The organism is Lactobacillus taiwanensis DSM 21401, assembly GCF_001436695.1.
In the GTDB taxonomy this organism is placed as follows: Bacteria; Bacillota; Bacilli; order Lactobacillales; family Lactobacillaceae; genus Lactobacillus; species Lactobacillus taiwanensis.
Map to the genome: position 1 here is coordinate 503300 of NZ_AYZG01000051.1, position 13729 is coordinate 517028.

General features: G+C 32.7%; 16 protein-coding genes and 1 riboswitch. Of the genes, 2 read left to right on the top strand and 14 right to left on the bottom strand.

Annotation, left to right across the window (positions count from 1 at the left end; translation table 11 throughout):
• Nucleotides 1-13 precede the first annotated feature (13 nt).
• Nucleotides 14-787: an alpha/beta fold hydrolase gene (locus FD18_RS08760; protein WP_057719530.1), complete on the bottom strand. Its 774-nt coding sequence runs from the start codon at nucleotides 785-787 to the stop codon at nucleotides 14-16.
• Nucleotides 788-789: 2 nt separating this feature from the next.
• Nucleotides 790-1497, bottom strand: coding sequence for a hypothetical protein (locus FD18_RS08765; protein ID WP_057719531.1), 708 nt, complete (start codon nucleotides 1495-1497; stop codon nucleotides 790-792).
• Nucleotides 1498-1609: 112 nt separating this feature from the next.
• On the opposite strand from FD18_RS08765, the gene FD18_RS08770 reads away from it, so the two are divergent.
• Entirely contained in the window at nucleotides 1610-2827 is a 1218-nt protein-coding gene (locus FD18_RS08770) for a DUF4097 family beta strand repeat-containing protein (protein WP_057719532.1), read from the top strand.
• 63 nt (nucleotides 2828-2890) lie between these two features.
• On the opposite strand, the gene crcB is transcribed toward FD18_RS08770, so the two are convergent.
• The 11 genes from crcB to murB all read right to left on the bottom strand — a co-directional run bounded on the left by crcB (nucleotide 2891) and on the right by murB (nucleotide 12586).
• Nucleotides 2891-3253, bottom strand: a complete 363-nt coding sequence (crcB, locus tag FD18_RS08775; RefSeq protein WP_057719533.1) for a fluoride efflux transporter CrcB — start codon at nucleotides 3251-3253, stop codon at nucleotides 2891-2893.
• A complete protein-coding gene (locus tag FD18_RS08780) occupies nucleotides 3250-3639 on the bottom strand; it encodes a fluoride efflux transporter FluC (protein ID WP_057719534.1) in 390 nt (129 codons plus the stop codon). The genes crcB and FD18_RS08780 overlap by 4 nt, the downstream gene beginning before the upstream one ends.
• Nucleotides 3632-4447: a Cof-type HAD-IIB family hydrolase gene (locus FD18_RS08785; protein ID WP_057719535.1), complete on the bottom strand. Its 816-nt coding sequence runs from the start codon at nucleotides 4445-4447 to the stop codon at nucleotides 3632-3634. Before FD18_RS08785 ends, FD18_RS08780 begins: the two co-directional genes overlap by 8 nt.
• 88 nt (nucleotides 4448-4535) lie before the next feature.
• Nucleotides 4536-4598, bottom strand: a riboswitch (Fluoride riboswitch).
• 21 nt (nucleotides 4599-4619) lie between these two features.
• Nucleotides 4620-5975, bottom strand: a complete 1356-nt coding sequence (glmM, locus tag FD18_RS08790; RefSeq protein ID WP_057719536.1) for a phosphoglucosamine mutase — start codon at nucleotides 5973-5975, stop codon at nucleotides 4620-4622.
• A gap of 24 nt (nucleotides 5976-5999) precedes the next feature.
• Complete coding sequence (locus tag FD18_RS08795; protein ID WP_057719537.1) at nucleotides 6000-6968, bottom strand: CdaR family protein; 969 nt, start codon at nucleotides 6966-6968, stop codon at nucleotides 6000-6002.
• Complete coding sequence (gene cdaA / locus FD18_RS08800) at nucleotides 6965-7816, bottom strand: diadenylate cyclase CdaA (RefSeq protein ID WP_057719538.1); 852 nt, start codon at nucleotides 7814-7816, stop codon at nucleotides 6965-6967. Before cdaA ends, FD18_RS08795 begins: the two co-directional genes overlap by 4 nt.
• Before the next feature lie 39 nt (nucleotides 7817-7855).
• Complete coding sequence (locus tag FD18_RS08805; protein WP_057719539.1) at nucleotides 7856-8929, bottom strand: ABC transporter substrate-binding protein; 1074 nt, start codon at nucleotides 8927-8929, stop codon at nucleotides 7856-7858.
• Nucleotides 8926-9723 (bottom strand): ABC transporter permease, encoded by a 798-nt coding sequence (locus FD18_RS08810; protein WP_057719540.1) that lies wholly within the window; start codon nucleotides 9721-9723, stop codon nucleotides 8926-8928. The genes FD18_RS08805 and FD18_RS08810 overlap by 4 nt, the downstream gene beginning before the upstream one ends.
• On the bottom strand, nucleotides 9720-10532 hold the full coding sequence (locus FD18_RS08815; protein WP_057719541.1) for an ABC transporter permease: 813 nt from the start codon (nucleotides 10530-10532) through the stop codon (nucleotides 9720-9722). The genes FD18_RS08810 and FD18_RS08815 overlap by 4 nt, the downstream gene beginning before the upstream one ends.
• Nucleotides 10533-10535: 3 nt before the next feature.
• Entirely contained in the window at nucleotides 10536-11627 is a 1092-nt protein-coding gene (locus FD18_RS08820) for an ABC transporter ATP-binding protein (protein WP_057719542.1), read from the bottom strand.
• Between the two features lie 53 nt (nucleotides 11628-11680).
• The gene (gene murB / locus FD18_RS08825) at nucleotides 11681-12586 is read right to left on the bottom strand and encodes a UDP-N-acetylmuramate dehydrogenase (RefSeq protein WP_057719543.1); all 906 of its coding nucleotides are present in this window, start codon (nucleotides 12584-12586) and stop codon (nucleotides 11681-11683) included.
• A gap of 117 nt (nucleotides 12587-12703) precedes the next feature.
• Here murB and FD18_RS08830 point away from each other — a divergent pair, with 117 nt between their 5' ends.
• Nucleotides 12704-13237, top strand: coding sequence for a 3'-5' exonuclease (locus tag FD18_RS08830; RefSeq protein ID WP_057719544.1), 534 nt, complete (start codon nucleotides 12704-12706; stop codon nucleotides 13235-13237).
• 15 nt (nucleotides 13238-13252) lie between these two features.
• Here the strand turns inward: FD18_RS08830 and tsaE are convergent, their stop codons facing one another.
• Nucleotides 13253-13729 (bottom strand): tRNA (adenosine(37)-N6)-threonylcarbamoyltransferase complex ATPase subunit type 1 TsaE, encoded by a 477-nt coding sequence (gene tsaE / locus FD18_RS08835; protein WP_057719545.1) that lies wholly within the window; start codon nucleotides 13727-13729, stop codon nucleotides 13253-13255.

Below are 13729 nucleotides of genomic sequence, written 5' to 3' on the forward strand. Positions count from 1 at the left end.
CTCTTTTTTCTTACTATAAAATAGCTCCCAATTTATTATTAAATTGTTTAGGAATTTCTGCCATGATCACGTGACCACTTGGCGACATAATCAAACTATCTATTTTCATATTTCTTTGTTTTAACCATTTCTCATAACCTTCTCGATAATATGGACTTTCCTTAGCAACGAAAAAAGTAGTCTGAATCTCAGTATTTTCTAAGACCGCACGCCAATCAAGTGACATATGATTTTCAAGTAAATCTACATTATCTTTTCTATTAAATGGATTATCCTGTTTAGCCTGCATTAACTTAGCATAAACATCATCATCTAAACCAGCATATGTTTCATGAACACTCGGTCTTTCTTGACATTTTTCTAGATAATTTTTTCTTGTATAATCCATAAATCCATACTGCCATTCGTTATCATTTAACATCTTTGGAGATTGATCAATTATTAAAGCTTGTTTAATTAAATCATGATAATGTTTCATCAAGCAAAAGATAATCGATGCACCCATTGAATGTCCCATAAAAATAGCTTTTTTTATCTGCAAAAATGATACCAACTCAAATAAATCTTGCGTTAACCGTTCTATATTATGTCCCTTTTCGGTTCGTTGGCTTTTACCCATATTTCTATGATCATAAGTTATAACTTGATATCCTAATTTATTTAGAAAAGGTACTTGAGCTGACCAAATTTCTTGGTAAGCGCCAAAGCCGTTAACCAAAACAATTGTTTTTCCTTTTCCTACTATTTCATAACTAATTTTCACATTATCGCTTGTCTTAAAAAGCATTTTTACTCCTTATCTTGCTTAATCTTAATAAATAGGCAACCAATCGCTGCAATTATCGCTGTAATTAAGGCCTGACTCAAACCACTACTTAAGCTCACATTAATTCCGCTATAAACACTTTGTTGAAGTGAGCTAGTAGCTACACCAGCAGCATATGATAAAACTCCATATGATCCCACCGCAGCAAGAATAAGAGGAATAATTGCAATTTTCTTACCAAATAAAACTAATGCTATTGCCAAAATATAAAAGCCGATGAGTAAGAAATATATCAAATGATAAATTTGAGCGGCTTGTTTTACATCAGACGAATTTTGTCTTAATTGTTCATTTACTAATTGTAAAATCACTTGATTAAAAACCTGTTCCTGCTGTGTATCATTATTCAACTGTAAATCAGTAGCTGTTAATTTATTATTAGCTAAATAATTCGTACTTAATTTATTTAAGCCTTGATATGACGTTTGCAACTTAATATTTTTAGGTAATTGCGATAAGAGTGTATCTTCTATTCCAGAATCTTGTAAAAAACTTACTCCCATCTGTAAATCACTATTATTCGATTGATCAACTACTTTATTAATTGAATTCTTTACTAAGCCAGCAGTACTGTCTACTTTTAATTGAACTGGACTCGTTAAAGTCAAGCTCAAGGAGATAAAAATCAAGCCACTAACTACTAATCTCCAAATCCATTTTATAAATTTCAAGTTTTTTCTCCTAATAAAAATTTAGTCTATATTTTAATACTCATAAAAAACATACATACAGCTTTTTTAGTGCTATATAATAAAAGTGTAACAAAAATTAAAGGAGTTCAATATGATTGATGAAAAACTAAAAAAATTTTTCAATAAATTTCCTCATATAAAGGAAAATAAACCTTTACAAACAACTCTCAGTAAGAAAATCAATAACTTAATAAAAAAAGAACTTCAACATGGAGCAAGTCAAATTGAAGCAGAGCAAAAAGCTCTATTGAATTTAACTGACCTTGATACGCTACTTTCACAACTAAAAAGCTTAGAAGCAACAGACTACAGCAAATATAATGACTTTTTTGCTAAAATTTTCGACTCAAAATTAGTTAATGAACTAAAACTTAAATTAAATCAAATTGACGAAATACATTTAAACTATCGTCTAGGTGATATACTGGTTCTACCAACTAATTCACCAAATTTAATCGTGCACGACTTTATGTCACGTGATATCGAGAATCTCCATTCAACTGTTGAAAAAATCGGAAATGTTCTTAAAATCACTCAAGGTCCGCGTAAATTAGTAGGTATTTTCAAAAATAAAACTTTACTATTCTTACCCAAAGAATTCACTGGATTTTTAACTATTCGAAGTCAAAGCGGAGATGTTTATATCAATAAAATTCCCAGTTACTGCATGATTGATATCACTGCTGTTTCGGGTGATTTACTATTAGCACATTCTACTCTCAAAAGAGTTCAAGCAGATCTAAAATCAGGCGATATTGCTGTATCTGCAACATCGGCTAATGTATTTCATATCAATGCTCATTCAGGGACGCTTACAGCTGATAATATTAATGCCAAAGAAGAAATCTCTTACCACACTACTAGTGGCAACATGGATTTAGAAAATATTTCAAGTAAGAACTTTTTTATTGATACTAAAACTGGAAAAATTACAGTCAATCAACTAAAAAGTCAAAATATTGAGATCTTAACTGATTCAGGCAATATAACTTTAAATAATAGTGAAGGTAAAGGTAATGTTAAAGCTAATACTGGTAAAATAAATTTGTCGCTTGATAAAAGCAACCAATTTAATCTATCTATTCAAAGCAAGATAGGAAATATTCATATCCATATTCCAGATACCATATCCTTTACGTTTAACGTTGATACCAAGAAAATCGGTTTAACTGATCTTCCTCTCAACTCAATTATTTACAGTAGCGACGACTACGATAAAGTCAAAGGCTATGTGGGTGCTGAAGACTCAAATAATTCTCTAAATATTGAAAGTGATATGGGAAAAGTTTCAATTAAGAATCCAAATTAAATAATTAACAAACAAAAAAGAATGCTGGTAAACAAAAACTACCAGCATTCTTTTTTCTAAAAATTAGATTAGCATACCAACTTTATATCCGATAAATACTAAAAATAATCCTCCACCATAAGAAAGTAAGGCGTAAAGAATAAAAGTACCATAGTTATGGTCTTGCCAATGAGACAGAAGTTCAACATTTAATGTCGAAAAAGTAGTATATCCACCTAAAACTCCGGTCCCAACTAAGGCATAAATAAATGGAGATAACTTACATGCAAACACTACTCCTAATAAAAAGGCACCGGTTAAATTTATTAGCAGAGTTGCATAAGGGAAATCCCGTTCCCAATGTTTTTTGCCATAATTAGTAATTCCATATCTCAAAAGTGCACCCCAAATAGCGCCAAAACCTGCTACTACAACTGTTGTAATCATGCTTTTATTGCCAACTTTCTACCTAGTACTTTACCGATTATCATTCCTAAATAAGCACATAAAAAACCAATAAATATTGAACTAAAAAAATACAAGATTGCTTGACTATGCATACCATTTTCTAATTGCTTTAAAGTATCTAAATGAAAACTAGAAAATGTCGTAAAAGCACCAACAAAACCAGTACTTAATCCCGTGACTAGCCAGTCACGACCTTCTCTAAATTCAATAAAGAAATAGGTCAAAAATGCCAATAAAAAACAGCCGAGAATGTTAGCAATAAATGTCCCCGACTGAGACCAAACTAAATTTAAATATGCTCTTAATGCACCTCCAAAAAAAGCAAATACTCCTACACTTAAATAATTTTCTATCTTTTTATTCATCAAATACCAACCTTCTTAATGCATATGCAATCCCATCTTCGTTATTTGTTTTCGTAACATAATTTGCGCGTTCCTTTATTTCAGATACCGCATTTCCCATTGCAACTTTATAGAATCCCGGAACATCAAACATAGAAATATCATTAGTTTGATCACCGAAAATCATTACTTCATCTTCTTTTAAATTTAGTTTTTTAGCTAATTCTTTTAACGCATTTCCTTTCGATGCCTGCTTTGAATTAATCTCAATCAAAGTTTCATCTGAAGTTGAAACATTATATCTTTCAAATACTTCCTCTGATAAATTCCGATAAATATTCTTCATTTCAGCTGGAGATCCTGAAAACATGGCCTTAGTAAATTTAATATCTTCTGAAATATCTTTTAGTTGAGAAACTTCGATTGGCATTCTTGTTAACCAGCTTTCACGTGATAAATAGTAATTAATAAAATGATCTAACGTAATAAACTTGTCTCTTACTTCAATATGAAAATTTGCTTGTAATTTATCAGCAATTTTTTCAAAAAAGATAAAATCATCATAACTTAATAGTTCTTCAACAATTGGCTTTCCTTGAGCATTTAACACTAAAGCCCCATTAAATGCAACAACGTACTGAGCAGAATCCTTTAAGTCCAACTCATTAAGATAGTCCCTAATACCTGGAAATGGTCTACCTGAGCACGGAACTATTTTAATTCCCATCCTTGATGCCTTTTGAAGAGCTTGCTTTGTTTTAACACTTATTTCTTGTTTATCATTTAATAAAGTTCCATCAAGATCTACAGCAATTAATTTTATATTCATTATTTTTTCTCCTTATGTAATCGGTTACTCTCCTTCCTATTATACAAAAAATGCATAAAAAAAGACGACACTACCTCCCTGTTAATACAAGAAAGTAGGCGTCGTCAGATATTAATCGGTTAAATTGGTGAACACCATCACCATATTAAATTTTAAATAAAACTAAAAACAATTAGTTTGAACCCATTTCTTCTTCAACAACTTTAGCAACTTCTTCACAGTACTTGTCAGCTAATTCTTGTGTTGGAGCTTCAGTCATTACACGAAGCAAACTTTGAGTTCCAGATGGACGAACAAAAATACGTCCTTCATCACTTAATTCTTTTTCAACCTTTTCAATGGCTTCAGTAATACGTTTATGTTTTTTCCAGTCTTTTTTATTTTTAACAGGAACATTAATTAAACGTTGTGGGTATTCTTTAAAGTCACTCAATAATTCACTGAGGGATTTACCGGTATCCTTCATTACATATAATAAATGCAACCCCGTAAGCATCCCATCACCAGTGTTATGGTAATCACTGATAATAACGTGTCCAGATTGTTCACCACCAAGATTGTAACCATTAGCTCTCATTTCTTCTGAAACATAACGGTCACCAACTTGAGTTCTAACGTTCTTAAGACCACGTCTCTCTAAAGCCTTAGTAAACCCAAGATTACTCATTACAGTTGTAACGATAGTATCTTTCTTTAACCGTCCATGATCAGCAAGGTATGAGCCAATAACATACATAATGTGGTCACCATCAACTTCATTACCATTTTCATCAACAGCGATACAACGATCAGCATCCCCATCGAATGCTAAACCTAATTGAGCACCTTGTTTTACAACTTCTTCTTGTAACTTCTTAGTATGAGTAGCACCAACATGATCATTAATGTTTAAACCATCTGGATGAGTAGCAATAGTAGTAAAGTCAACACCCATATCAGCAAATAATCTTGAAATCAATGCACTTGCTGCACCATTAGCACCATCAATAACTACTTTTATACCACTTAATTCTTCAGGTAAAGTATTTTCAATAAATTGTAAGTACTTTGAAGCACCTTCATGATAATTTGTCACAGTACCCAAGCCTTCTGCAGATGGGCGAGGAAGTTTATCTTCAGGAGCGTCGATCAATTTTTCAATTTCTTCTTCTTTAGCATCGGATAGTTTCAAACCATCGCTACCAAAAAACTTAATTCCATTATCTTCAACTGGATTATGGGAAGCAGAGATTTGAACACCGGCATCTGCATCTTGTGCACGCACCAAGTAAGAAAGACCAGGAGTAGTAATTACACCAACTTCTAAAACTTCAATTCCAACGGAAAGTAACCCAGAAATCAATGCATACTCTAACATTTGACCAGAAATACGTGTATCACGAGAAACTAATACCTTAGCTCTTTCTCCATCTTTCTTATCCTTGGTAAGAACATAACCTCCATCACGACCTAATTTAAAAGCCATTTCTGGAGTCAAACCAGCATTAGCAACCCCCCGTACACCATCTGTTCCAAAATATTTAAGCATAATTTTTAACAACCTTTCCTTGTTTTATTCCTTTTTAGCAGTAGTATCAGTAACTTTGATGTGAACTGGTATTACTGATGGTGAAACCTTAACTACGCCCTTTGGTAATTTAACTGCAACATCTTTTGTAATGTCATGATTTACACCACTTAAATCAACCTTTAAAGGTATCGATGTTATCTTTTTAAGCGTATTATCATCACCGTATATCTCAACTGTCTCTTTTTGTGCAGTCAAAGAGTAAACATGAGTCGATGATTCATTTTTCGAAGTCACATTTACCTTGACCTTTTTCTTCGATAAATTAATTGGGATAATAATATGCGCTGTTGCTGGATCAATAGCAACATTAAGTTGATGTCCCTCTTTATCAAGTGCTATCAACATTTCCTCGCGCTCAAAAGTGCTGTCTATCCCTTTAGGTAAACTTGCTCGAGCCACTACACGGTCTACCTGGTTAACCTCACTTTTTGCTCCAGTAATATTAACCACTTCTGGTTCACTTTTAGCAGTTCCTAAGTTATACCCATGAGATACAGCACTCTTATTATACTCTATTTGTACAGGAAGAGTACGAGATTTTCTTTTTTGAATGTTCACATGCACTTTACTAGGACTAATGCTATAAGTCAATTGATTGCTCAAGCCATTTACCTTAATTGGTACAATATGTTCTCCCGTTTTTAAATGACTTAGATCAATATAGACCCGAAAATTTTGCGTATTAATAGTAGATGTAACTAATGCATTTGATCCTTCTAAAGTTAAATTTATTTTTTCAGGATATCCAGTTACATAGTATTTATCTGTATTAATGGACACCTGTAAAGGTGCTTTAATCACCTGCGTTTTAGTAGCAGTTTTTAAGGTATCTTCGCGTCGTCCTTGAATTACATAACCTTGCTGATTAGATGAAACATATACAGCAAGCAAAATTGCCAAAATCAACGCAACAATTCGATAGAACCAAGGTTTATCAAAAAATTTTTTCATTTTTTATTTGACCCCCAGTTCCAGATATGATTTACAATTCGTTGATACCATCTTGGATTTTCGTCTTCTTTTTCCTTCGGAACTAATTGAGCATTTAAATATTTCAAATACTCTTCTCTAGTTAAATCAAGCATAAACTGACTATTGCGAGTAATTGTTACCCCACCAGTTTCTTCAGATACAACAATTGTAATAGCATCTGTAACTTCTGAAATACCAACGGCAGCACGGTGACGAGTTCCAAGTTTTTTAGGAATCATACTATTATCAGAAAGTGGTAAGTAAGCGGCAGCAACTGCAATCCGATTATTACGAATAATAACAGCCCCATCATGTAATGGGGTATTAGGAATAAAAATATTAATTAATAACTCCCCAGTAATATCCGCATCTACTGGAATACCAGTTTCAATATAATCTTCTAGACCAGTATTTTGTTGAATTGTAATCAAAGCACCAATTCTTCTTTTAGACATATATTGGATTGCTTTATCCAATTCTCCAATCATTTTTTCAGCAGCTTGCTTTTCAGTCATTGTTGTTCCGCCAAAAATAGGTGAACGGCCCAAATGCTCAAGTCCACGCCTAATTTCAGGTTGAAAAATAACAATTATTCCAATTACAGACCAAGAAAGAATTTGATCAACAAAATACGTTAACGTATGTAGATGTAATAAGCCAGCAACAATTCTAACTAAAATAATTAATGATATTCCCTTAACTAGCTGAACGGCTTTCGTTCCCCTAACCAACATAATTAAGCGATAAATGATATACCAGACAATTAAAATATCAATAATATTCATCAGATTCTGCCAGGTAAATATCTGTTCAATATTAAACTTCATAGCACCCTCCTAAAAAATAATTATATCGAACTTCTTGATTTACCGACCATACATTTTAAATTCAAGAAAGAGATCATTATATTCTTGAATTTTCTTTGGGCCCAGATCTCGATAAACTTCTAAATTTTTCATAGCCTGTTCGCTTGGATAAAATTGTTTATCATTTCTTATTTCTTTAGGTAGTAACTTTTGAGCTTTTACATTTGGAGTTGCATAACCGATATATTCCGCATTTTGGGCAGCATTCTTAGGATCAAGCATAAAATTAATAAAAGCATATGCTCCAGCCTTATTTTTTACAGTACGAGGAATAACAAAATTGTCGAACCATAAATTTGATCCTTCAGGAGGAACAACATAATGTAAATGTTTATTATCGTTTAACATAGTACGTGCTTCGCCTGACCAAGTTACCCCAACAGCTGCTTCATTTTGTATCATGTACATTTTTAATTCATCAGAAATAATTGCTTTTACATTTGGTCCTAGGCCATCTAACTTTGTTTTTGCGAGCTTAAGATCTAAAGTATTAGTTGTATTTAACGACTTTCCCATAGAAGCTAAAGAAAGTCCCATAATATCTCTAGCCGAATCAACTAATAAAATATTATGACGATAATCTTTTGACCACAAATCATTCCAGTGCTTGATTTGACCAGACTTTACAAATTTATCATTATATACAATTCCTAAAGTTCCCCAAAAATACGGAACAGAATAGGTGTTTTTTGGATCAAATGAATGATGTAAAAATTCACTTCCAATATTTTTATAGTTTGGTATTTTTTTCGTATCAATTTCATCAAGCAAATTAGCTTTTCTCATTTTTGAAATCATATAATCGGAAGGCACACAAATATCATACGCTGTTCCACCTTGTTTTATTTTGGTATACATGGCTTCATTTGAATCAAAGGTTTCATAAATCACATGATATCCTGTTTGTTTTTCAAATTTTTTGATTAATTTAGGATCAATATAGTCGCCCCAATTATAGATAATTAAGTTTTTATTATTAGAACTGATGCCATTATCATTTAACTTTTTTGCACCAACTTCTAATCCTAGACAAACTAACAAAATAGCCGCAATTCCAATTAATAGTTTTTTCATTGTGCACGTCCCTTACCAATATGGGTCTTATGATTAGTAATCACATAATAAATTAATACTAAAATCATCACAAAAATAAACATTATTGTACTTAGAGCATTGATTTCCAAATTAATACCTTGACGTGCACGTGAATAGATTTCTACAGATAAAGTTGAAAAACCATTTCCCGTCACAAAAAAAGTAACTGCAAAATCATCTAAAGAATAAGTCAAAGCCATAAAAAAGCCAGCTAAAATCCCGGGTGTAATAGCCGGAATCATTACCTTACTATAAACTTGCCAAGTGGATGCACCTAAATCTCGAGCAGCATCTACTAAAGAATAATCAAATTCTTTTAAACGAGGTAATACCATTAATACGACAATTGGAATTGAAAAAGCAATATGACTTAATAAAACAGATCCAAAACCTAAACCAATTCCTAAAAAAGTAAAGAAGATTAAAAAGCTAGCCCCAATAATTACATCCGGCGAAACCATCAAAACGTTGTTAAGGGCTAGTAATGTCTTTTGTCCCTTTTTATTTTTGGTCTGACTAATTGCAATCGCACCAAATGTTCCAATTATTGTAGCAATCAGACTTGATAAAAGAGCTAGCAAAATTGTTTCCAAAAAGATTGCTAATAGGCGATTGTCACTAAAAAGATCTTGATAATGGCTAAAAGTAAATTTTTCAAAATGATCCATATTATGACCACTTGAAAAGGAATAATATATCAGATAAAAAATTGGTAAATACATTAAAACTAAGATAAAACCAAAATAAATTCGAGACCATTTTATTCTTTTCATAGTTTTATCTCCTTCTTTTTATGATGATCAGATGAGGTAAATAGCATCACTATTACCATTAATACTATTAAAACAACCCCAATCGTTGATCCCATTGACCAATTCATTGTTGTCATAAAGTACTCTTCAATAGCTGTCCCAAGGGTAATTACTCGATTACCTCCAATTAATCTTGTCAACATAAATAAAGATAATGAGGGAATAAATACAGCCTGTATTCCAGATTCAACCCCAGATTTTGAAAGTGGCCATAAAACCTTAATAAATGTTTGCCATTTACTTGCACCCAAATCGTAAGCTGCTTGAATTACAGCAGGATTAATATCGCAAATTGCATTATAAATTGGCAAAATCATAAATGGAATTTCGATATAAGCTGCAACAAAAATAAAAGCAAAATCTGTAAATAAAATATTAGCTGGAGCAATCCCAAAAAGCTTCAAGAAATTATTTAACAAGCCATGTTTGCTAAAAATTCCTATAAATGCATATGCCTTTAACAGCAAATTAATCCATGTTGGTAAAATAATCAAAAGTAACCAAAATTGTTGATTTTTCATTTGGCTTAAAATATAGGCAATTGGATAAGAGATTAGCAGCGTAATTAAGGTAATTAAGAATGCATACCAAAATGAATTTAGGGTCATTTTTAAAAAAGTACCATTAACAAAAAATTGCTGAAAATTCTTTAAGGTAAAGCCATCCTCTCCCTTAAATGCATTAATTGTGATCAAAATAATCGGGGCGATAACAAATAAGCTAAGCCACAGAACATAAGGAATGAGAAAAAATAATTTACTTTTTTTCATATCTTACTCCTCTCCTTCATATGCCTCTAATCGTTTATCAAATTCAGCTTCACTTTCACCAAAACGCATTACGTGAATATCTTCCGGATCAAAATACACTCCAACTTCCTTGCCAATCTTAGTTGGATTAGTAGAATGAATTAACCACTCATTCTCATCACTATCAATAGCTTTAATCTCAAAGTGATCGCCTAAAAACAATTGGCTTTCAACCATAACTCGTAATTTTCCATGTTCAATATCAGTAATATCCAAATCTTCTGGTCTTAAAACAACTTCTACTTTTTCACCAGGTTTTATTCCAGCATCAGCACATTCAAAACGATGATTTCCAAATTCTACTTCGTAATCTTTAATCATTCGACCACTTAAGATATTAGAATCACCAATAAAACGAGCTACAAAATCATTAACTGGCTCATCATAAATATCGACCGGACTTCCGCTTTGTTGAATCTTACCTTCGTTTAATACAAAAATCTCATCACTCATTGCCAAAGCTTCTTCTTGATCGTGAGTAACAAAAATAAATGTAATACCCAACTTTTTTTGAATCTCACGCAGCTCAAACTGCATATCCTTTCTCAAGCGTTTATCAAGAGCAGACAAAGACTCATCTAAAAGCAAAACTTTTGGTTGGTTTACTATTGCTCGTGCAATAGCTACTCGTTGCTGTTGTCCACCACTTAATTCAGAAATTTCTCTATTTGCGAATCCGTCTAATTGAACCATGTGGAGAGCTTCTTTAACTGCCATTTTTATTTCTTGCTTATCTTTTTTCTTAATTTGTAAGCCAAAAGCCACATTTTCAAAGACATTCATATGCGGAAATAAAGCATAATTTTGAAAAACAGTATTAATTTTTCGCTTAGATGAATCAAGGTTAGTAATATCATCTCCGTCAAAAAAGACTTTTCCGCTCGTAGGTTCACTAAATCCGGCAATTATTCTCAAAATAGTCGTTTTTCCTGATCCTGATGGTCCCAGTAATGAATAAAATTTTCCAGATTCAATTGTTAAATTAATATCCTTTAACGCTACAAAACCATCATCATATTCTTTGCGTACATGATTTAACTTAATAATATCGCTCAACTTTTTTCACCATCTCATCAAAAAAGCTACAAGCCGTTACTTGTAGCTCTTTCCTAATCTTTCTCTTTTCCAATAATTCTTACTTCAGTTTGTAAATCAACATCAAAATCTTTTTTGATTGTTTTTTGAATCAAATGAATTAAATCTAGGTAATCAGTAGCTGTAGCACCGCCTACATTAACAATAAAACCTGCATGTTTCATTGAGTCTTCAGCGCCGCCAATTCTTTTACCTTGAAGCCCTGCTTTAATAATCATTGGTCCCACAAAGTGACCAGCTGGACGTTTAAATACACTACCACAAGATGGATATTCAAGTGGCTGTTTTGCTCTACGTAAGCCATTAAAGTACTCCATTTTTGCTTTAATAGCCCATTTATCGCCAACCTCAAGACCAAAAGTAGCACTTACAACAATGTCTCCAGTTTCTTGAACTAAAGAATGACGATATCCAAATTCCATCTCATCATGAGTATAGGTCTTAAATTCGCCTTCTCTAGTTAAAACACAAACTGACTTAATAACAAATTCAGTTTCCCCACCATAAGCGCCAGCATTCATAAATACTGCACCACCGACACTACCAGGAATACCTGCTGCAAATTCTAATCCACTAAGACCTGCTTCACAGGCTGCCTCAGATGTATCAATAATTCGAGCACCCGCATCTGCAGTAACAGTTGCATTTTCCTTGTTTGCCGTAATTTCATTCATTTTAGTCAAAATTAGAACTAAGCCGGTAATACCACCATCTCTAATAATTAAATTAGATGCATTTCCAATAACAGTTAATGGAATATCATTACTTTTAACTGTATTTACTAAGAGCTCTAATTCCTTTAAATTCTTAGGAAAAGCTAGATATTGCGCCGGTCCACCAGTCTTAGTAAAAGTAAAACGGCTTAATGGAATATTTTCTTGAATGTCAATTCCTTGTTGCTTTAAATCCATCAGTTGCATTTTTTATCTCTCTTTTCCTTAAATAAATCATCCCTTTAATCATACCGCATTAAATAGCTAGTTTTCTACCTTAAGTGTTATACTAAAAAGAAAAATAATAAAAATTCGAGGATAAAGATGAACTTTACTGCAATGGACTTTGAAACAGCGAATAATCGCCCAGAAAGTGCATGTTCTCTCGCTCTTGTTATGGTTCGGAATAATGAAATTGTTGATCGTTTTTATACAGTCATTAACCCACAAATGCCTTTTGATGGTCGCAATATAAAAATCCATGGCATTACCGCTGAAGACGTAAAAAATGCACCTACAATGGCTGAGGTGTGGCCAAAAATCAAGAAACTATATCAACCGGGGATGCTAGTTGCTGCTCATAACGCTCGCTTTGATTGCCGAGTAATGGAAAAATCACTCGCACGCTACAATATTCCTGCTCCCCATTACCTTGCAATTGATACTTTAGCAACTAGTAAGGCTTTTGAACCTGATCTACCTAATCATAAATTAGATACAGTTTCAGAAGCTTTAAATATTAATCTTTGGCATCATCATAATGCATTAAGCGATAGTGAAGCATGTGCAGAAATCTTAATTGAAGAAAATAAATGTGTTGGGGATGCTCCAATTAAGAAAATGGTTAAGCGAATTTAAGCTTAACCATTTTTATTATTCAAAATATTTTTTTATCTCTAACAACCAAGTCATATTTCTCTCTCCAACTGGTTTAAATTCAACTATTCTTTTTGTTGAATCCCAGGAATCATCTAGGCGCTTAATCGATAATTCAAGATAATCTTTTGGAAGATCATCAATAATGAATTGTGGCCACTCAATTACTACTAAACCATCTTCAGCCAAATATGCAGGCATATCAATACTTGATAAGTCTCCATCTTCTAATCGATACATGTCCATGTGAAAAAGCGGCATTTTTCCTTCGCGATACTCTCTTACAATTGTAAAAGTCGGACTTTTTACTGGACGTCTTATTCCAAGAACCCTTGCAATTCCTTTAGTTAAAGTTGTTTTTCCTGCACCTAAATCTCCGCTTAATAATAAAAGATCATGACCTTGACTAGTTTCGCCAATTGCTTTACCCAGTTTTTGCATTTGTTCATCAGAATTTATCTCTAATGATTCCAT

What these genes read in the sequence shown, in the direction of transcription:
- FD18_RS08760 (WP_057719530.1), bottom strand. Translation starts at nt 787, where the DNA reads ATGCTTTTTAAGACAAGCGATAATGTGAAAATTAGTTATGAAATAGTA.
- FD18_RS08770 (WP_057719532.1), top strand. Translation starts at nt 1,610, where the DNA reads ATGATTGATGAAAAACTAAAAAAATTTTTCAATAAATTTCCTCATATA.
- crcB (WP_057719533.1), bottom strand. Translation starts at nt 3,253, where the DNA reads ATGATTACAACAGTTGTAGTAGCAGGTTTTGGCGCTATTTGGGGTGCA.
- FD18_RS08780 (WP_057719534.1), bottom strand. Translation starts at nt 3,639, where the DNA reads ATGAATAAAAAGATAGAAAATTATTTAAGTGTAGGAGTATTTGCTTTT.
- FD18_RS08785 (WP_057719535.1), bottom strand. Translation starts at nt 4,447, where the DNA reads ATGAATATAAAATTAATTGCTGTAGATCTTGATGGAACTTTATTAAAT.
- glmM (WP_057719536.1), bottom strand. Translation starts at nt 5,975, where the DNA reads ATGCTTAAATATTTTGGAACAGATGGTGTACGGGGGGTTGCTAATGCT.
- FD18_RS08795 (WP_057719537.1), bottom strand. Translation starts at nt 6,968, where the DNA reads ATGAAAAAATTTTTTGATAAACCTTGGTTCTATCGAATTGTTGCGTTG.
- cdaA (WP_057719538.1), bottom strand. Translation starts at nt 7,816, where the DNA reads ATGAAGTTTAATATTGAACAGATATTTACCTGGCAGAATCTGATGAAT.
- FD18_RS08805 (WP_057719539.1), bottom strand. Translation starts at nt 8,929, where the DNA reads ATGAAAAAACTATTAATTGGAATTGCGGCTATTTTGTTAGTTTGTCTA.
- FD18_RS08810 (WP_057719540.1), bottom strand. Translation starts at nt 9,723, where the DNA reads ATGAAAAGAATAAAATGGTCTCGAATTTATTTTGGTTTTATCTTAGTT.
- FD18_RS08815 (WP_057719541.1), bottom strand. Translation starts at nt 10,532, where the DNA reads ATGAAAAAAAGTAAATTATTTTTTCTCATTCCTTATGTTCTGTGGCTT.
- murB (WP_057719543.1), bottom strand. Translation starts at nt 12,586, where the DNA reads ATGCAACTGATGGATTTAAAGCAACAAGGAATTGACATTCAAGAAAAT.
- FD18_RS08830 (WP_057719544.1), top strand. Translation starts at nt 12,704, where the DNA reads ATGAACTTTACTGCAATGGACTTTGAAACAGCGAATAATCGCCCAGAA.
- tsaE (WP_057719545.1), bottom strand. Translation starts at nt 13,729, where the DNA reads ATGGAATCATTAGAGATAAATTCTGATGAACAAATGCAAAAACTGGGT.